The organism is Lysinibacillus sp. 10T31, assembly GCF_056394365.1.
In genome coordinates this window covers 46,157-64,342 of record NZ_JBFTHS010000015.1, presented here as the reverse complement: position 1 = coordinate 64,342, position 18,186 = coordinate 46,157, and the positions used below count along the sequence as shown (strand labels likewise).

Sequence of the window (18,186 nt, the reverse complement as noted above, 5' to 3'; positions counted from 1 at the left end):
ACTTGATACTAAGGGTCACTAATGTGGCCCTTTTATTATTTTGTTTCATCTAGTTCCATATGTTACATGAAAATTATAAGAACAAATCCCCTAAATCGAGAGGGTCATAGAAAATGAAAATTTATTTTGATTGGTGCTACATCATTAAGATCTTCAAATAAAAAATAGAAAGGAGCGTGATAACGAAGAGAAAAAGGAGAGAACATTTTGAAAAACAGACAAGCAACAACTAATGACTATGAAACTATTATAAATCTTTGGGATAGATCCGTTACCAAAACCCATGATTTTTTAAGTTTAAAAGATAAGGAAGACATTAGACTGGAAATTCCTATGTATTTCCCACATCTTGATGTGAGACTTTGGTTTGTGGAAAATGAATTGATAGGTTTTTCAGGTACCAATAATCAGCACTTAGAAATGCTATTTTTAGAACCCGCTGAAATAGGAAAAGGTTATGGAAAACAAATCATTCAACAACTCATTAAAGATTTTCATATAAGGTCTGTTGATGTTAATAAAGACAATGAAAATGCAAAGATATTTTATTTAAAAAATGGTTTCACAATTGTCAGTGAAGAACCAAAAGATAGTTCAGGTCGCCCTTATCCTATATTACATCTAGGGTTGAAGTAACGAGAAAAATTGCTATCCCCCTCTGCAGGAGCAAAAGAGTATATCAGATAAGTTAAATTGAAATAGTAAAATGTGAAATTAGACTGAAATCAAGCTTATGACCACAAGTTTGACTTCAGTCTTTTTTGTAATTGAGGATGAAACTTATCTTAGCTCCCCTATTTTACACTACTAATAATATCCAAATTATATGATGTACTCTAATCACATTTTCCAATAAAATGGTATATGCATAACCATGAAAAGAGGAATGTATATGAAAAATGAAAAAAGCTGTAAATCCTTACTCATGATGCTGGGTTGGATAAATGCTTTGTTTGCCTTTGTCTTTTTCCAATTGTTTTGTGGTATTATCGCTATTTGTATAGGTATCGTTTTAAGAAGTGATTATCATGCGAAAAAGCATGGACTTGTCTTAATTATTGTAGGAATCATAACTGGAATTACCGGATGGATACTCAATTATTTATACTTGTAGGATAAGAAGTATAAAGCACTAACATGTAGTCCGTCAGTGCCTCTCGTATTTAATATAGTGCTTATTTCTTCACTTTTGAAAGTGTCATACCATCACCAATTGGAATAATAATCGACTCTAATTGAGGGTGGTTCGCTACTGCTTCATTGAATTTCTTCATGATTTCCGTATATCGTTTTGGTTTGGCATTTGGATCTGCCACACTTCCTGCAGCAAGCACATTGTCAGTAACTATGATTGCATCGGGATTTGCTAGCTGTACACAGTAATTTAAATAGCTTTCATAATTATCCTTATCAGCATCGATAAAGAAAAAATCGAAACGTTCATTACTTTGTACTAGCTCTTCAAGACTTTGCAATGCAGGGCCTGTTATATATGAAACTTGTTCACCAAAACCCGCCTTTGATAAATTACCATAAGCTAACTGCGCGTATTTTTCCTCTAATTCAAGAGAAGTTAATTTTCCATCACTGTCGAATCCTCTTGCTAAACAAATTCCACTATATCCACCGAGAGCCCCTACTTCAAGAATGTTTTTAGCTCCTGTCATCGAAACAAGCATTGTTAAAAGTTTTCCAGAGGAAGCAGAAACAGAAATGGCTGGCATTCCGTTTTCTTCAATGGATGTAATGACCCCCTCTAAAATTGAGTCTTCGCTATGAAACACAGTATCAATGTAATGATTAATTATTTTCATTCAGGTTATTCCCTTCCTCATCATGATTTAAAGATTTTTCATCATCTTCTTCACTGTCAGATGTAGCCATCGTTTCACTTTCATGTATTTCAAATAATTGTATGAATTCATTGATGATCATATCAATGGCTTTTAATTCACCCACAAGTATTGGCTGAATAGATTGAAACTCCGGTTGCTCTAATTGTTGCTTAATCGTTGCACGCTTTAGATTCATCATCTCTAAAAAAGCAATGGCTCTTCCACGTCGGAAAGTTTTAGCTCCACGTTGATAAGATCCGTCTCTTCCTCTATGACGCCCCCCACGATGATGTCCCTCTTCTGTAAATTCCTTAAATTTTTCGCTTCTCATTTTTATCCTCCTCACAATGTATACATATGCATACACTTCGTTTCAATTTGAGTGTATACAAATGTATACATCTTGTCAATCATCCTTCTTTATTTATTCCACCTTACATTAGGATCTAGAGAATTTGTAATATGTACCTCATTCAGTTCGTACATGGTAAACGTAAATTTTTAAGATAATAATTATTTCAATTAACCGAAAATACCCAAGAAAATTATAAGATTTCAATCTATAAATGGCTTTAAATCGTTAATGATAAAAAACGTTCTCGTTTAGTTTTCCACTCCAAAGACGAATAGCTCTATTACTTTTATTCCAATTAAGGGATACCTAAACAATTCATACAACTTTTAACACAGCTTCCTATTGTGATTACGAGTATGCACATCATTGGATAAAAGTCAAATTTATGTTTTATCAATTTTTGTTAAATTATCTGAATAAACTGATTTTTAAAATTTAATAGCAAATGGTAAGGTATTAACATATCAAGGTTATTCTTTTGAGGAAAATAGCATTGAAGTAAAAAGGATTTTTCCTAAAGATCAAGAATCTCAAGTAAATGTAGCTTTTATGCTGAGTAAATCTCAAGATAACTATCCAATTGTCCTCTATAACTCTCAAGGATTAACTAATGTAATTGATGTTAATGACGGAGAAGTAAACATGAATTATTCTTTACAAGGAGAACCTACTCCTCGAATTTTATGTATTACATGTTCAACAGTTTGTGTTGGATTAATTGGTAATCCACCTGCATTTCTGTCGTGTCTAGCTTTATGAGTTATAGCCTGTGGTGCCGAAAATAATCTCAATTTGATTTTATAACTGAAAGGAGAAATGATTTAATTGAAAAATAAAAAATTTATTAATATTTTATTATCAACATTTCTTCTTTCATGTTTATTAGCATTTATTTATTTACTTCTGCTTCTGGAGCTAGTTGGTGGATTATTATCATAATACTAATCCTAGTATTTTTTATATTTCATTTGATATAAAGCATGTGGGATTTAGCGAAGGAAAATTAGGATTGGTTATAGCGTTTTATTCCGTTAACAAAAAAAAGCGTTAACCCTTTTCGATTAACGCTTTCTTAAGCTGAACAAAGTTCTACCAAACTTTAAACATGGTTTTTTCAGTTTCCTTTTTGTTCTCTTCTTATATTTAATTACGCAATTGATTGAAATCTAATACGCAATACCTACACGCGATTTCAGAAATTCCTTGCTCTGAATTTGTTGATAAACAAACTCTGCGGTATCGGCTACAGATATTTCTACTCCATCTTCCGGTAAAAAGTCCCGTTCGATACGATAAGTGCCCGTATATTCACCATCAGGTAAGTATGTAGGACAGACGATTGTCCAATCAGTATCAGAGTTCTTCAAGAAATTATAAACTTTATGGTGCTCCTCTGCAGCAAAGGTTGATTTTCTTTTTGATTCGCTCGATTGATAACGTAAAATACTTGGTGTCAGTCGACTTTGTAAAATACCAGCTGTTCCGACAGTTATAATTCTTTTCACATGCTCTTTATCCATTGCATCAAGAATTAGCGGCATACTTTCAGTTAATGTATTTGTGCCATCTGTATTTAATGTACTTATCACAATATCTACATTCGCCATGACATTTCCTATATCTTGTTTTTCAAAGACATTTCCTAGTACAATATGTAAATTTTCATCATTTATTTGTAGCTTATTTGGGTGACGAACTAAAGCTGTAACACTATGTTCATCTCGTAATGCTAGGGAAACAATGTGGCTACCAACGCGGCCAGTCGCACCTAAAACTAAAATTTTCAGAATGATCACCTCTTACTTGATTATAGCATACAAATTTTTTGTAACTATTTAGAGAGTTCTCTTTCCATCCTTAAGCATGGTTAATGAACATCAGTAAGTCTGATATTAACGATAAACTGCTGCAGATCATTAGTATCCGCAATACTGTTGACGATATTTTGGATTTCGCTTTCTGTACTCTTTTCAAGTTTATCTAAATTATGTAATTGTATAGTCATTACTTGATTGTTTGGAGATTCAATTAAATAGCTTATCATACTATCTGGAAAATACCCTGCTGCTCGTAAAGCTACTATAATTTTTTGTGTAAAATTCGTGTTTTGTAATTTTTCACCAATTTCTTCACTATAATTTGTATCGGGATTTTTTTGAATGGGTCTTTCATATGAAGGTTGATTATACTTTAGCAACGCTGCAGTTACTAACATCAAGGAAAATAAAATAAAAAGGCCTTTTATTAATCCTCTCATATATTCTCTCCATTTCATCTTTTTAATAGAATACGCTTATCTTATTAAATAATGAATCCCACTGGCCAAGTATGAACTATTTGTATAATATTCCTTATATTAATTGCCAGGCTAACATTTAAATAGCCTGGCAAAGGGACAACATTCACCTTAATCGTTTACAATGACTTTCACAACAGGTTCTAATTTTCCTACATATGCATCCCCAACATAATCAACATCTATTACTATAGCTCGTGGTACGAAACGTTGAATGCTTTCCAAAAGACGTGCGGTATTACGTCTTTTGACAAGCTGGAAAGGTGGAAGAGTGTCTAGTTTTAAACCAAAATCTCTGTAAAAAGGGCAAGATATTACGAAAGTAGATAATATAAAAGCTACATTTTGTAATATTTCATCAACACCTGTAGCATTAAAATCAATATTGCTTGTGGCGGTCACTTGATGTGTCATCCTATCAACCTTTCTTCTACGATACATGGAAAGATGTCAGCAATCTTTCTTAATATGAGCTTTTCATCGAAAAAAGAGCACTTAGTTATTTATGCTAAATGCTCAAAAGTTATGAACAAAGCACACATTCACTATTGTATGTATACGATGCAATGTATCGCTAAACAATTGCACAGCGTCAGGTTCCACTTCATTCCGCTTGGATTTCACAAGCTAATCATTATTTATCTTATTAGTGCGTAATAAATTACATACAACCAACTTAAACAACCATGTATGATTGCCCATATTATTGAATGATTTACACTCCAAGAAATAGTAATGGCCAATACCGAGCCAAAACTAATACCGCTCTTAATAACTGTTTTGTTTTCCATTTTCTTCACCTTCTTTACTCTTCTAATTTCGGAAGTCTGCCTCCTCATCATTATTCCTCCTAATCATGTCATCAATAGACGTATGACTGTAACATCTATCTTAGGTATGCAATTTTTGCTTCTTTTATTCCATATAGATTTATGATTTCACCGCTAATAAAAATCACAATGCACACGCCACTCATTTAGCTCGGGATTAAAAAAGAAATAGAAATTTCCATTATCGACGATATTGAAATGTGCCTTCTCGTCTGAGGCAATCTGAAATTCAAAGGGAAAGTCCTCACCGTAATCATGACCACTTTGACAGAAAGCTGGATAGCCACCTATTTTATGAATAGCGTATATTTCCTCTACGATATCATCGAAGTATTCAAAATCCTCCTCGTGCTCTAACCTCAAAATTTCATCCTCCACATCAGATGGAATCCCTCCTCCATCCCAAGTCGGATAATCATTTTCAATAAGTTTTGGAATAAGAGGGAAAGCACGAATACGGTCATGCTGCCAATTTTGTTGGATTAAACCTTCTAGTGATGTATATAATCTTATTTCAAAAAAACGGCTCAGATTATCTTCTATGAGGTGATCAAATATTTCTTCATTGATAGATAATGTTAGCAGCTCAATATGCTGCAGAGATGTGGGTACAAAAGGAAGGTCCCTTAAAAATAATGTAGCAAGAGGCTGAAACCCTTGTGGCAACTGTTCTGCTGGTAAGGACCATCCTACATAGCCAATCCAGCTTTCTAGCAGGTCATGTGTAGGTCTAACTCCACCTGTTTTAAAGATAGTTGCCTGTCTAACTAGCTGTGCCTTAATTTCATTAATTTTCATTAACTGAACCCTCAATGCGACAAATACAATCTAAGACATGATCATTAACCATCCCAGTTGCCTGCATAAATGAATAGCAAATCGTACTTCCAACAAATTTAAAGCCGTCTTTTTTTAATTGCTTGCTCATTCGTTCACTAATTTCTGTTGTAGCAGGTACATCTGCTATGGACGGCCATTCATTGATGATCGGCTGATGATTCACAAAGCCCCACATATATTCAGAGAAGGAGCCATACTTCTCCTGTATACGAAGAAAGGCTTGAGCATTCGTCACAACACTAGCAATTTTAAGCTTATTACGAACGATGCGAGAATCCTGACGAAGCTCCTGTAGCTTGTCATCCGTATAGAGTATGATTTTCGAAGCATCAAATTGATCGAAAGCTGCACGGTAACCCTCTCTTTTTTGTAGTATTGTCCACCAGCTAAGTCCAGCTTGTGCCCCTTCTAGACAGAGCATCTCAAATAAATGCTGATCATCATAGACGGGAATACCCCATTCCTTGTCATGATACTCAACATACAAAGGTTCATCTAGCTTGACCCATTCACATCTTTTCATTTATATATCCTCCATTTTATGTATCATTTAATCCCTGTTATACAAAGCCATCTTTTTTGTGTGTTTTCCCGCATGGTAACGGTTTGAAACCCAACACTTTCAAACAACTGCTTGATTTCAGATTTAGTTTTATAGGCTTCCATATGATAATTAATTTTATAGAGCTCCGAAATTATGATAAATTTCCCATCGTCCTTCAATACTCTAAATACTTCCTTCACATCATTTGCTAAATCTGGCCAAAAATAATGCGTTTGGAACGCTGTAATCGTATCGAAAGACTTATCCTTGTATGGAATGCTTGAAACACTTGCTTGCGTCACAATCACTTTGCCATTTGCTACATCCACTTGATTTGTTTTTATGGAATCTTTGACAGATTGCTCAGAAAAGTCTATACCATAGATTTTACCACTTGGATTAATTTTCGATAAGGATTGAAGTGTTTTTCCACCCCCACATCCAATATCTAACACAATATCGCCATCATTTATAGCTTCCTGTTTCATTAGCCAAGTATTCATACCACTATGTGCCTTATTCATAATTCGTAACATCAATGAGCCTACGAATCCTCTTGATTTTTAGCTTGCTCAATTAATCGTTGTAAAAGCGTCATTTCAAATTCCCCCTTTGTCATTTTCACTTATCAATTATGCCTCTGCATAATTGCGTCCGGAGGCTTTAGGCCAACAAATGTTTTCTGTGCGAAAGCGTAGTGCAACGTAGCGACAGCAGCAACATGATGTTGGTCACTCAGTCGTTGCCACAGGACGTGGCGTTCTTAGACTGAGTTCCTCTATTTCAGCGGATGTTTGGACACCCGAAGAAATGTAACCTAAACCCGCATTCATCCACATATATAGGTGGGAGACTTTCTGTAACTGCCGTTTCACTTACGGTACAAAAAATTATTTGCTGAAAGAAGTTAAAATTTGCTCCGAACTAAGGATTAAAATGTCTTGTGAAACTAACTTTATTAAGGCTGCTTCCTTACTTTGGTCAGTAGCACCTGCAACTGCGTCCTCCACAACTGTTACAGTAAAATTTCTAGCCAGAGCCCCTTCCACTGTTGCAGTGACACAGCCTTCTATAAATATTCCTGTTATGATTAAGTCGTTTATACCATTATTATTTAAATACGTTATTAAGCTGGGATTACTAAATGCATCCGCTTTATTTTTTGAAAAATACACCCCCTCAGCTTTTAATAGTCGTTTATCCAATTCCGCACCTTTACTGCCTTTTATCGCAGTGAATTTTCGTAAAAGGTTGGAAAATAATTGCGTTCGCTCAAATTCATTCCTAATATAGAGTATAGGGACATTTGATTTTTCAGCTCTTTTTATCAGGTCATTAATGCCATTTAAAGTTGACTCGATTTGATGCTTGGCGATAGGCATTCGAGCTTGATCACTAAAGTAATCATTTTGAATATCAAGTATCATTAACGCTTGCTTCAAAATAGTAACCTCCCTGTATTTTTATAATCTCATATTTTTACGTTCTAAAAAAACAAAAAGTTTCAATTTTTACCATTTTATCAAAAGGAGACTCGATATGATTAAACAAGCCGTCATGGAAGATGCTCAAACAGCTGCATTATTAGCACTACAACTTTGGCCAAATCATACGTTAGAAGAATTTGGCAAGGAGATGACGCAACTAATTAATGCTGAAAACGCTACGATTTTCCTTGCCTATGAGGGTGAGGAACCAGTTGGTTTTGCACAATGTCAACTCCGAACAGATTATGTTGAAGGTACCCACTCAAGCCCAGTCGGCTATTTAGAAGGACTTTTCGTAAAAGAACAATATCGACAGAAAGGCTTTGCAAAACTTCTTATTGAGAGTTGTGAGCATTGGGCTAAACATAAGGGGTGTATAGAATTCGCGAGTGATTGTGAAATGCAAAATCTCGAAAGTTTAGTAGTCCATCTTAAATTAGGTTTCACAGAGGCAAACCGCATTATTTGTTTTACGAAGGAATTATAAAAATGAGGTCATCCCCCTAAGGAATGACCTTCTGCAGATGTCTATGCTTATCTGTTATAGCTCAGCTTGAGGATGCATTTATAAAATCAAGGTTCTGTAAACTTGCGAGTGTATACGGGTAAGTAAAAAAATATAAATCACAAGTGCTTTACTGTACACACTTGTGATTTATATTTTTTCAACATATGAAGGATCTATAAAATAATAAATATTAGGAATCCAAACTTTATAAAGTCCATTTATTTTGGAAACTAAAAGAATATGTAATGTGTCAAAAAGTTAAACTTCTTATCCTTCGTCATTATTAATTTAAATATGTATTGGCTGAAATGTTTCTTTCACGCTCGTCCATTACTAAGTGGATAATAAATGCAAGTTGCTGCTCAATACGCTCATTGTTAAGATGTAGGATGTTCGCAATTGCATTTTTTTGTTTTTCTTCTAATCCTACCTTCTCAAGCATTGACATAATTTCTTCTTTCGAAAGCCCAAACATACTTTTTTTCACCTCCGATTAAACAATTATTATTTCATAATCATTATTCACTTTTCACAAACAGTGGACTAATACAACATTCTATGTCCTATTTTCACTAATTATAGGATAACACAAGGAACTTAATTAATCCAAAATCTACTTTATTTTGATAAAATTATAATCTTTATAGAAAATCATTATTATTGTTTAATAATAATTTTTAGTGAAGTAGCTGTAACGATAACGATTCTTAACATTCATTAATACTATTATAAAAATAACAATCCCTTTTGTCGAATCTTAACATTCTTCGTAACGGCTTTATAGTAAAAACACGAAAGCGTTTACATTAAAATCCCCTAGAAAATTAAATGAATAAGGACAAAAAACAAAAAAACTCATTTTTTATTATGTATTTATCTTATTTATACATTCTTGGTCAGTAATATAGTGCTTATAACTCATAAAAAAAGTAATTTCAAAATAATTGAAACTACTTCTCCTAATTCTTTATTTGGTTAATTACACTGTTTTGTTAATATTATTCTCCGGAGGATATATGTTAAATTTTTGTAAATTTTCAACTGGTATTTGTAATTTCACATCTAATTTTTGGATATCAACTGTTTCTTTTTGATTTAATATAACCTTTGACTTGTCATTAGTATTGACTGGCAAATTAACTATTCTCGACGTTGTATCAGTCTTCCATATTGTCTTATTAGAATACCCTGCGATGAATAATTGACTCTTCCCCTGTACAATTGCAGGTATTTTTACAGCAGTTAGATCTGTATACACCATCTCAAGTAAAGATTGATTGGACATCGCTAAAAATGGACGATCTGCTTTATCAATCGTACAATGTTCAATACGCCCCATTGACTTATCAGACCAAACTATTGCATATTGGCCTTCATAACAGTTGTTAAATTCACTATTCGCAACTTCAAAAATAGCATCAATACAAGTAATCGCATTCCCGCTTATGTGATCAAACGTACAATTATCAGTAAAAAGTCGAGCATTATTTATATAAATGTGATGACTTTTGAGCTCTCGAATTGTTGTGTTCTGCAGCGTAATTTTAGCGTGATCATTACCATAAATACCACCTGCCTGCCCAAATTGAATCATGCACTGATTGAGCTTTAACCCGCTTGAATCAACAATAAAGTGAAATTGCGGGTGTTCTTGGAGATCACACTCTGTCATTGATACATCGGCTTCGTTGACAATGGTAACTCCGGTTACCTCTCCCTTATATATCTCACATGTACGCAATTCCGCTTTACTATTTTCAATTAATAACTGCGATTTTACATGTCGATGGATCTTACAATCATACAATATCGCCTTAGATTTCTCACCAAGATAAATTCCATTCCCCACACCATCAGACAAGATAGAATCTGTCATCAACAACTCACTTTGATGAACAACCAATTGAGTATCTTGATGTTGCTTAATTTCACAGCCATCTATTGTAAGTTTCGAGCAATCAAAAACTTGCAACCCTACATCTTGCCCTTGGTGAATAAGTGTATTGGTCATTGAAATTGAACTAGAGCCTGCTACAATTTGAGCCTTTTTATGTCCATGAAATTCGCAATCTACAAGCTCCATTTTTACATCACGTATTGCAAAAATACCATTCTTACGCCCTTCCAACAGCATGCAATTCGTCAATGCGATTTCACTATTTTGCACATTAATTTGAGCTTTAACATGATGCTGGATCGTTGAATCCACTAGAATAACGCTTGAGCCATTATCAATATTTAGGCCAATATGATTGATTGGGCTCGCTAAAATATCAACATTTTTCATCATTAGACTACCGAAGCTTACGGTCACTTGTGCCTGCACCATTTGCTGCTCAATGACACAGTTTTCTAGCTGTAAATCTCCCTTTACATAAATACCCTGCCCTTGAGTAAAGCGCAAATTCCGCATGTTCACAAGTGTCTGATATCGGATAAACACGCCACCTTTAATGGTCACAATCCCCACTCCATAAAGTGTCAGCCTTTTGGAAATTTCGAAGCTTTCTTCATATATCCCACCCCGGATTTCAATAAAATCCCCCGGCTCTGCCTCTTGAATCGCCTGCCCAATGCTTTGGTATCGGTGCATAATACTTCTCTTTACAACAAGTGTCGCCATCTCTACACTCCTATTGTCGGTTTTATGTTATTTATATCCCCATTGAACTTCCTATTATTCAATTTTGGACAAATAATTTACAACCGTTTTTTATTTTGAGTTACGACATATCCCTCGAATTCCTCCCCCTTCTAAACCAAATAATAAAAAAACCAGCAATTAAACGATTTTCTCGTCAATTGCTGGTCTAACTAATTTTTAATTTTCGATGTAGCATTTACTATCTACTTATGATTCCACATTAAATGCAAATCCGGAATTCCACTAGATTTAATTACAATTTAAATTTCCTAACGAGGTCGTTTAAATTCTCTGCCATGTCCGCTAGATTGGCTGAACTATTTTTGATTTCATCCATAGAGCTGGCTGCTTGTTCGATCGTTGCAGACGTTTGTTGTATGCCTGCAGCGGATTGTTCTGATACAGCGGCAATTTCGTCCACTGATTTATTAATATTGACAGTGTTTTGTACTACGTCTTCTAGCTTTGTCGTCATGCTATCAATGTTTGTTGACATCGAGTACACTGCCTCTGCAATGTGGCCGAATGTTTCATTTGTAGATGTAATTTGAGTTGTACCTTTTTCAACCTCTTCATAGCCGTTTTCCAGTGAAGATGTCACCATGTTCGATTCTTGTTGGATTTTTTGTACAATATCTGTGATATCGTCTACTGAGACTGCTACTTGTTCAGCGAGTTTACGAACCTCATCCGCAACGACGGCAAATCCTTTACCATGTTCCCCAGCTCGAGCCGCTTCGATCGCTGCATTAAGTGCCAGTAAATTCGTTTGTGCAGCAATACCCTGTATCACTGCAACGATTTTTGAAATGTCCTGAGTTTGTTTACTTAGTTCGTCCACCTTATGAACAGCATCCTTCACAATATGATGAATGGATGTCATTTGCTCAGTAGATGCTTCCATTAAACCTTGGCCCTCTTTCGTTAAAGCCATGACATTTCGGGAATATTGTTGAACATCCGTACTGCTATTATTGACATCTGTCATCTGTATTGTGAAATCTGTCATTGTTGTAGCTACATCTGATGCATTACTTGCCTGAACTTCTGTGCCACTCGCGATTTCAGTGACTGTGTCGACAATTTGTTCCGTACCCGTTTTAACCTCTGTCGCTGATTGCATAAGCTCTTCACTATGTGCCGCAACGTCAGTGGATACTGTTTGAATTTTCTTTAATAAACTGTTCAAAATATCGGACATCGTATTTGTCGCCGCTGTAAGCTGTCCTACCTCATCTTTTGATTTCACCTCAAGTGCGGGCTCACTTAAATCACCTTCAGTAATTCGTTGCATACGATTTGTCACAGCGATGATTGGTCTTGAAATGATTCGAGCACTTAATAATGCAATCACGATAGAAACGATAACAATCACAATACCGACGATTATACCTGTCAGCTGCTTAGTCTCGCCTGCACTGACAATGTCTGCACCAGTCGCATTAATCGATTGCTTACGATGCTCTGCTAGCCCCTCAAAGCCTTCACGTATTTCCGTAGCCTTATCACTCATAGTTGCTAAATTTTTTTTTGCTTGTTCAATTTGGCCTTGGTCATAAACAGTAAATACTTCTTTTTCAACATAACTGCTCCATTCTTTAGCCATTTCCGCAAATTTGTTGAAATCACCTGTCTCTGATATTGCTAAACGTATTTTCTCATTCTCATCAGCATGCTTGACATTATTTTCAAAAATTTCCTTATACTTTTCATCACCAGAAAGTATATATCCTCTAGCTGCCGCAATTCTTAGCCCTATCGTCTGGGCTTCCTCATAATCTGTAATTAGTAATTGTAATTCTTCATCTATAATTCGTTCCGTTGCGCTGTTGCTTTGGTTGACTGCATAAAAATTGTAACCAATGTATAAAACCACTACTGCTACTACAATGCTGAAGGAAAAAACGATTCTTTTACTAATTGACTTAAAATTCATTTCAAATTCTCCTTCCTTTCCAATCCATTAATGTGCATTGTCATAATTTTGCACACCATTAATAATCTACCACTCCTTAGCTAAGTTTGGATTGATTTGGAATTTTCCCTAGATTAAACGAAATAACTAGTTAATTTTTATGTAATTTTCAGCGGATTTTTAAATCTATAATTTCCAGACAGACGGACTATCCCGAAAAAAACAAAGTAGGGCTTTTGATACAAAAAAGAACAGCCTTAAAAGTAAGCTGTTCCTTCTATTTAAATATTAATCCCAATAATTAAAGATAACATCTCCTAATGTTTTACTGTCAAAGTGTGAGATGTATTTCCATTCCACCTCAGATAAGCTATGCAATTCCTTATCTCGAGTCAACAATGTATTTAGTGTATCGGCAGTAAGACATTTACGCATCGGAAAATATTTGTGTAAGTGAGATTTTGTTAAAAAACGGAAGTTCTCTTCATCAAACTTAGCAAACGCAATATAAGGCATCAGCCTGTGATGAAGAATCGTCAAACGTTCATCTTCCAGTTGAATAACCGCTTGCATATAAACAAAATGAGGTTGATCAATAAATTGTAAAGCTTTTGCTCGTTGTTCACTTGTAACTAAATGATACACCATCGACTGAAAAGTACGCATATCCTGTTCGATTAGATGTCCTGCGTCAAAACCTGAGATCCCTTTAGTTAATCGCAACGAATCACCCCTTTATTATTGTGTCTATATGACCTTCTAGTAAAGATGGGTAGATTCCTTCAATGATGATCTATTTTCTTGTTATTTGAAAGTTAATTTCTAAAAAAGGAAGACCGAAAAAGGATTACTTAAAAGCATGTACCAAGCGAATGAAATGATTACTATTTAAATGAAAGCAGACCCTCTTATGTAACAGAGGGTCTGCTTTTCATTTGTCACTCAACTTTTTCAGTTTATCGCCTATCTTATTCGTTTTATCGGACACTTCTTGAGATTTATCGACGTCTTACGCTCCTACAAACAGCACTGCCTGTCCAATCGCAATAAAAAAGGCTTCATGCTGTATCGGGCTGTTGTCTTCAATTTGCAAGGTAATCTCGAAATGAGTCTCTTGATAAATAGCCTGCCAGCGTGCAATCGGTTGATCATCTAAAGAAAATACTGACCAATCTTCCATTTCCTTGTTCAGTTTTATTTTTCGGTCGCCATCTGTAATGATTAAATCAGGGATCATAATTTGCCAGCCATCATAAGCAATCATATACTCTTTGCCTGAAACAAAATCCTTCCCTTTAAAATGCACTCGACCACGACGTGACATTTTCTTACAGGTGAAAAGAGGATGACCATTGACATCGCTGACATCGAAACGTACAAAATAGCGATAGTCCATTGTGCGGTCAAACGCCTTTTTCAATCCATTCGAATAAACGCGTTGAACAGTCGACGATACTTCCCCCGCATCATTTATAATTGCTACTGCCTCTGTTGACTCAATCGCCGGTGGTTGTTTATATGTATAAATCTTCAATCCGTTCGCTCCTTCATTCAGTTGCTTACTTTAAACTAACATAAAATAAGCGTCAAATACAAAGGTTGTATTTGACGCTTGATGTTTTATTTATTTTGCTTAGGTAATTCTACTGTGAATGGTTGGAACTTCACTTCTTTTAGTGACGACTTATCGAATGGTATTTTTGTTTCTGTGCCATCCTTATCCATTTGTACACCGCCTCCGCCTGAAGGAAGCATTAAATATGGAGTAATCGTTAATTTTTGAACATCGTTTGAAATTGGGTCAAAGGACTTGATGCTACTAAAGTTCCATACACCATTATCGAAATGACCTTCTCCTCCGCCAGAATGCGAAGTAATCTCCTTGCCATTCTGATCGGTAATACGAAATTCTATAAACGATGCACCTACTTGTGAATTATCAATTGTCCCCTTTTCAGTAGCTTTATAGTCAAGTGCGATACCTGATGGGCTGAATGAAATTTTGGACACATCCAGTTGAATGCCATCTGCTTGCTACTGACGATTAACCGGAACATCAATAGTATTCGTAATCTTTTTAACAGGAACTGAAAATTCCCATTTTTCCCCTTCTTTACCTTCTAACATTAAGCCCATTTCAAAGGAATCCGGCATTTGGTCCTTTACTTTAAATCTTGCAACAAAAGTATGAACTGGACCTATTACTACTTTACCAAATGTTTCATAATTTGCTTCAGGATTTGCACCATTAATAGTAAGGACCAGTCCTGTCCCGAAGTAACGATTGAAGTAACGATTACTTAATTCCTTTTCAGAATCAATTGTATACCCAACCGAAATATTAGATTCGTCATAAAGGACTTCGTCTATCGTTACAGATATACCGTTGATTGTTTGCTTTTCTCCTATAATGCTTGTTAATCCTTGTTCACTATATTGTTTTAGCCCGAGAAAGTCATAGTCACTGAATACTGAACCGACAATTGGTAGCTGTGATAATGTACTCGCGAAAGTTGGTGAGACATAAGCGGCCGAACCAACCATAATACTAAATGCAGCTACTGCACTTGCAACATACAATAATGGTTTAAGTTTACTTTTCCTTTTAATTTGTACAGGTGTTTGACTCATATTTGTTTGCACCTCAGCTTGTTGTATTCCTTTGGCAATTGCTGCTCGAACCTCATTTCTTGGAAATTCTGGAAGGGTACTGTTTTCATTAAATGGCTTTTTCATTAAACGTTGCACTCCTTTCTAATTCTCGTTTTAATTGTTTTTTCCCACGATGCAAATACGTTTTAATCGTGCTAACTGGCTTTTCCATTACTTCTGAAATTTCTTTAATCGGTAAATCGTGATAATAAAATAAAATGATGGCCATTTGCTGAGAATGATTCAAATGCTGTATAGCATCCGATATATCGATTGGATTTGCCATAACATTTTCTTGCTCCTGTAAACGACTTAATAATTCACTTTCTTCATAAGGAATGATTTTCTGCCCTTTTTTTAGCACCCGATAGCATTCATTTATTAAAATGCGAAACAGCCATGTCGAGAAAAATTCCGGATGCTTTAGCTGATGAACGGTTAGATATGCTTTACATGCCGCTTCTTGAATCGCATCAAGTGCATCCTCTTTTTGGCCAACATAAGAAAGCGCAGTATAAAATAATTTTTCTTCCTCTAATATGAGTAGTTGCTCAAATGCTTCCTTATTCCCTGCAATAGCCTGTTTGACGATAGATAAGTCGTGTTCCATGCTGTTTCCTCCCTCTTTCAATACTTAGAGTCAATAACTCTATCAAAAGGTTTCACTTAGATAAAATTCTTTTTTAAAAATAACGTTAGATTGATCTCCTTACGACTGGTTGCTTTACTGAGGGGGCGATACGGACTTGCTACTGCTGCTTTAGAAAAAGTTATTATTAAATCAGTTTATACAGCTATTCCATCCCTTCTTGTATCTGAATAAAAAATGCGCATGAAGGGAAAAAAATGAAGTCCTAGCAGTAGCAAAAAGAGGACTTGACCAAATAACTTCACTATTACGAATTTTCAATGATAATAAAAATTATGCTTATATTGAATTTAGTGTTAACTATTTGGCATTCAAAAACCTTGCGACAGGGAAAACTTACTTCACTATTATTCAAAGTAATATTATTCCTAAAAAAATTATTACATCAGATGGCGGTTCAATTCCTATGTAAAAAAGCGCCCTTTAGTGGGCGCTTTTTTTTACTATTTCAAGCAATTTTTCAAATGCCTGTTTATTTTGTATCTCATAAGTTTTGTTATTAAAAGCTAATATTCCGTTTTCATTGAGATGAATAACATTTAAAGCGTTGTTGTGATAAATAATCATAGTGAATCCTTCGATGTAAGTAAAATTAGAGCTAGTTCGTTTTATTTCTAGTTTTTCTAGTGAATTTATGAAAGTTGGAAATAAAGTACTTTCTTTTTTGATAGTTTTAACGTTTCTCTCTGTATCTCTATTTATGATACTAATATCATGGGTTTCCTCTGCTAAAGAATCTGTATCGAAAAAATCTTGTACAAGATTTTTTGTTTTGTATTCATTAAAAAAATATATTGTGACCATTGCTATTAAAAAGAAAACTATAATAAAACTTATTTTCTTCTTCATTTGAACAGCCCCTTATTATAAAAATTTTAACCTTTTTAGGGTTGTTAGTCAAAATTAGGTTGATAAAAGTCTACTTTTTTCCCTTTATATAGTAATAAGGAGAAAGGAGAGTGTAGCCATATAAAGAAACTGGGACAAAACTTGTCAATAACTTAAAAAGCGTGAGAAATCAATTTAGAAACGTTGATTTCTCGCGCTTTTAAGTATTAAAAATATACATATATCCAGCCTTTACTTCACTATTATAAAAAATATAATGTTTCTTATCTAATTGTTTTTTTCACTTTGTCGATAGATGAAAACACTGCTTATTATTCCAAGTGCACCAAATAACAAAATCCATTTTTTATTAAAAAAAAGGCCATATACCAGGGTTGCACTACTAATAATTCCACTTGAAAAAGCGCTAAATACCATGGATTTTTTTGTTGGTTTAGGGAATTGAATAGAGGTCCCCAGATTTTTATTTCCCCATTTACAAGCCACATCCATGATATTAAGTAATTTGTCTAACATCTGTTTATCCCTCTTTCCCCTTAATTTTTAAATACGATGTAAGAAAACAAAGCATTGGACGCAGCCCCCAAAAAAGCTAACAATGAAATAGATAAACAAACCATTCCGAAAACCTTTTTCATCTTGGATAATAAAATAAAACCTAAGATTAGCAGGACGGTTGCTATAATGATATTAAACACGATAAAAAAAGGTGTTGTTCCTTTAAGAAAGTCTATAATGCTCCAAAATAAACTCATTGCTCTTCTCCTATTTTATAGTTTTAA

The 18,186-nt window shown here is 34.7% G+C and carries 22 protein-coding genes and 1 pseudogene; 3 read left to right on the top strand and 20 right to left on the bottom strand.

Annotated elements, in window-relative coordinates; genetic code table 11:
- The first annotated feature begins 207 nt into the window (after window positions 1–207).
- Window positions 208–636: a GNAT family N-acetyltransferase gene (locus tag AC1DCY_RS10820; protein WP_477349968.1), complete on the top strand. Its 429-nt coding sequence runs from the start codon at window positions 208–210 to the stop codon at window positions 634–636.
- 256 nt (window positions 637–892) lie between these two features.
- Window positions 893–1,114 (top strand): hypothetical protein, encoded by a 222-nt coding sequence (locus AC1DCY_RS10815; RefSeq protein WP_477349966.1) that lies wholly within the window; start codon window positions 893–895, stop codon window positions 1,112–1,114.
- A 61-nt stretch (window positions 1,115–1,175) separates the two neighbouring features.
- Here AC1DCY_RS10815 and AC1DCY_RS10810 read toward each other — a convergent pair whose 3' ends face one another.
- From AC1DCY_RS10810 to AC1DCY_RS10765, 10 genes and pseudogenes are all read right to left on the bottom strand, one after another.
- Window positions 1,176–1,814: an O-methyltransferase gene (locus AC1DCY_RS10810; protein ID WP_477349964.1), complete on the bottom strand. Its 639-nt coding sequence runs from the start codon at window positions 1,812–1,814 to the stop codon at window positions 1,176–1,178.
- On the bottom strand, window positions 1,801–2,166 hold the full coding sequence (locus AC1DCY_RS10805) for a hypothetical protein (RefSeq protein WP_477349962.1): 366 nt from the start codon (window positions 2,164–2,166) through the stop codon (window positions 1,801–1,803). Before AC1DCY_RS10805 ends, AC1DCY_RS10810 begins: the two co-directional genes overlap by 14 nt.
- A 1,190-nt stretch (window positions 2,167–3,356) precedes the next feature.
- Window positions 3,357–3,977, bottom strand: a complete 621-nt coding sequence (locus AC1DCY_RS10800; RefSeq protein ID WP_477350047.1) for an NAD(P)-dependent oxidoreductase — start codon at window positions 3,975–3,977, stop codon at window positions 3,357–3,359.
- A gap of 80 nt (window positions 3,978–4,057) precedes the next feature.
- Window positions 4,058–4,447, bottom strand: a complete 390-nt coding sequence (locus AC1DCY_RS10795; protein WP_477349961.1) for a hypothetical protein — start codon at window positions 4,445–4,447, stop codon at window positions 4,058–4,060.
- 150 nt (window positions 4,448–4,597) lie between these two features.
- Window positions 4,598–4,900, bottom strand: a complete 303-nt coding sequence (locus tag AC1DCY_RS10790; protein ID WP_477349959.1) for a hypothetical protein — start codon at window positions 4,898–4,900, stop codon at window positions 4,598–4,600.
- 224 nt (window positions 4,901–5,124) lie between these two features.
- A complete protein-coding gene (locus AC1DCY_RS10785) occupies window positions 5,125–5,325 on the bottom strand; it encodes a hypothetical protein (RefSeq protein WP_477349958.1) in 201 nt (66 codons plus the stop codon).
- Window positions 5,326–5,430: 105 nt separating this feature from the next.
- A complete protein-coding gene (locus AC1DCY_RS10780) occupies window positions 5,431–6,114 on the bottom strand; it encodes a DUF1963 domain-containing protein (protein ID WP_477349957.1) in 684 nt (227 codons plus the stop codon).
- Entirely contained in the window at window positions 6,104–6,679 is a 576-nt protein-coding gene (locus tag AC1DCY_RS10775; protein WP_477349955.1) for a DNA-3-methyladenine glycosylase I, read from the bottom strand. Before AC1DCY_RS10775 ends, AC1DCY_RS10780 begins: the two co-directional genes overlap by 11 nt.
- Before the next feature lie 23 nt (window positions 6,680–6,702).
- A pseudogene (locus tag AC1DCY_RS10770) lies at window positions 6,703–7,298 on the bottom strand (class I SAM-dependent methyltransferase).
- Window positions 7,299–7,590: 292 nt separating this feature from the next.
- The gene (locus AC1DCY_RS10765) at window positions 7,591–8,142 is read right to left on the bottom strand and encodes a cysteine hydrolase family protein (RefSeq protein WP_477349953.1); all 552 of its coding nucleotides are present in this window, start codon (window positions 8,140–8,142) and stop codon (window positions 7,591–7,593) included.
- 97 nt (window positions 8,143–8,239) lie between these two features.
- On the opposite strand from AC1DCY_RS10765, the gene aac(6') reads away from it, so the two are divergent.
- A complete protein-coding gene (gene aac(6') / locus AC1DCY_RS10760) occupies window positions 8,240–8,674 on the top strand; it encodes an aminoglycoside 6'-N-acetyltransferase (RefSeq protein WP_477349951.1) in 435 nt (144 codons plus the stop codon).
- 304 nt (window positions 8,675–8,978) lie between these two features.
- Here aac(6') and AC1DCY_RS10755 read toward each other — a convergent pair whose 3' ends face one another.
- The 10 genes from AC1DCY_RS10755 to AC1DCY_RS10710 all read right to left on the bottom strand — a co-directional run bounded on the left by AC1DCY_RS10755 (window position 8,979) and on the right by AC1DCY_RS10710 (window position 17,920).
- Window positions 8,979–9,170 (bottom strand): hypothetical protein, encoded by a 192-nt coding sequence (locus AC1DCY_RS10755; RefSeq protein ID WP_477349949.1) that lies wholly within the window; start codon window positions 9,168–9,170, stop codon window positions 8,979–8,981.
- A 504-nt stretch (window positions 9,171–9,674) separates the two neighbouring features.
- A complete protein-coding gene (locus tag AC1DCY_RS10750) occupies window positions 9,675–11,318 on the bottom strand; it encodes a right-handed parallel beta-helix repeat-containing protein (RefSeq protein ID WP_477349948.1) in 1,644 nt (547 codons plus the stop codon).
- A 274-nt stretch (window positions 11,319–11,592) separates the two neighbouring features.
- Window positions 11,593–13,275: a methyl-accepting chemotaxis protein gene (locus AC1DCY_RS10745; protein ID WP_477349946.1), complete on the bottom strand. Its 1,683-nt coding sequence runs from the start codon at window positions 13,273–13,275 to the stop codon at window positions 11,593–11,595.
- A 267-nt stretch (window positions 13,276–13,542) separates the two neighbouring features.
- Window positions 13,543–13,977, bottom strand: a complete 435-nt coding sequence (locus AC1DCY_RS10740) for a hypothetical protein (protein ID WP_477349944.1) — start codon at window positions 13,975–13,977, stop codon at window positions 13,543–13,545.
- 286 nt (window positions 13,978–14,263) lie between these two features.
- A complete protein-coding gene (locus tag AC1DCY_RS10735; protein ID WP_477349942.1) occupies window positions 14,264–14,788 on the bottom strand; it encodes a tubby C-terminal domain-like protein in 525 nt (174 codons plus the stop codon).
- Between the two features lie 86 nt (window positions 14,789–14,874).
- Window positions 14,875–15,276 carry a DUF5643 domain-containing protein gene (locus tag AC1DCY_RS10730; protein ID WP_477350046.1) on the bottom strand — a complete coding sequence of 134 codons (402 nt, stop codon included), beginning with the start codon at window positions 15,274–15,276 and terminating at the stop codon, window positions 14,875–14,877.
- A 12-nt stretch (window positions 15,277–15,288) separates the two neighbouring features.
- Window positions 15,289–15,990 carry a DUF4179 domain-containing protein gene (locus AC1DCY_RS10725; RefSeq protein ID WP_477349940.1) on the bottom strand — a complete coding sequence of 234 codons (702 nt, stop codon included), beginning with the start codon at window positions 15,988–15,990 and terminating at the stop codon, window positions 15,289–15,291.
- Window positions 15,974–16,516 carry a sigma-70 family RNA polymerase sigma factor gene (locus AC1DCY_RS10720; protein WP_477349938.1) on the bottom strand — a complete coding sequence of 181 codons (543 nt, stop codon included), beginning with the start codon at window positions 16,514–16,516 and terminating at the stop codon, window positions 15,974–15,976. The genes AC1DCY_RS10725 and AC1DCY_RS10720 overlap by 17 nt, the downstream gene beginning before the upstream one ends.
- A gap of 462 nt (window positions 16,517–16,978) precedes the next feature.
- Window positions 16,979–17,404 (bottom strand): hypothetical protein, encoded by a 426-nt coding sequence (locus tag AC1DCY_RS10715; protein ID WP_477349936.1) that lies wholly within the window; start codon window positions 17,402–17,404, stop codon window positions 16,979–16,981.
- Between the two features lie 267 nt (window positions 17,405–17,671).
- Window positions 17,672–17,920, bottom strand: a complete 249-nt coding sequence (locus tag AC1DCY_RS10710; protein WP_477349934.1) for a hypothetical protein — start codon at window positions 17,918–17,920, stop codon at window positions 17,672–17,674.
- Window positions 17,921–18,186: the final 266 nt, after the last annotated feature.

Bases quoted from the DNA above. Each gene is read 5' to 3' on its own strand.
- AC1DCY_RS10790 (WP_477349959.1), bottom strand. From the start codon at position 4,900: ATGACACATCAAGTGACCGCCACAAGCAATATTGATTTTAATGCTACA.
- AC1DCY_RS10715 (WP_477349936.1), bottom strand. From the start codon at position 17,404: ATGAAGAAGAAAATAAGTTTTATTATAGTTTTCTTTTTAATAGCAATG.
- AC1DCY_RS10815 (WP_477349966.1), top strand. From the start codon at position 893: ATGAAAAATGAAAAAAGCTGTAAATCCTTACTCATGATGCTGGGTTGG.
- AC1DCY_RS10805 (WP_477349962.1), bottom strand. From the start codon at position 2,166: ATGAGAAGCGAAAAATTTAAGGAATTTACAGAAGAGGGACATCATCGT.
- AC1DCY_RS10750 (WP_477349948.1), bottom strand. From the start codon at position 11,318: ATGGCGACACTTGTTGTAAAGAGAAGTATTATGCACCGATACCAAAGC.
- AC1DCY_RS10780 (WP_477349957.1), bottom strand. From the start codon at position 6,114: ATGAAAATTAATGAAATTAAGGCACAGCTAGTTAGACAGGCAACTATC.
- AC1DCY_RS10725 (WP_477349940.1), bottom strand. From the start codon at position 15,990: ATGAAAAAGCCATTTAATGAAAACAGTACCCTTCCAGAATTTCCAAGA.
- AC1DCY_RS10755 (WP_477349949.1), bottom strand. From the start codon at position 9,170: ATGTTTGGGCTTTCGAAAGAAGAAATTATGTCAATGCTTGAGAAGGTA.
- AC1DCY_RS10785 (WP_477349958.1), bottom strand. From the start codon at position 5,325: ATGAGGAGGCAGACTTCCGAAATTAGAAGAGTAAAGAAGGTGAAGAAA.
- AC1DCY_RS10745 (WP_477349946.1), bottom strand. From the start codon at position 13,275: ATGAATTTTAAGTCAATTAGTAAAAGAATCGTTTTTTCCTTCAGCATT.
- AC1DCY_RS10775 (WP_477349955.1), bottom strand. From the start codon at position 6,679: ATGAAAAGATGTGAATGGGTCAAGCTAGATGAACCTTTGTATGTTGAG.
- AC1DCY_RS10720 (WP_477349938.1), bottom strand. From the start codon at position 16,516: ATGGAACACGACTTATCTATCGTCAAACAGGCTATTGCAGGGAATAAG.
- AC1DCY_RS10710 (WP_477349934.1), bottom strand. From the start codon at position 17,920: ATGTTAGACAAATTACTTAATATCATGGATGTGGCTTGTAAATGGGGA.
- AC1DCY_RS10795 (WP_477349961.1), bottom strand. From the start codon at position 4,447: ATGAGAGGATTAATAAAAGGCCTTTTTATTTTATTTTCCTTGATGTTA.
- AC1DCY_RS10810 (WP_477349964.1), bottom strand. From the start codon at position 1,814: ATGAAAATAATTAATCATTACATTGATACTGTGTTTCATAGCGAAGAC.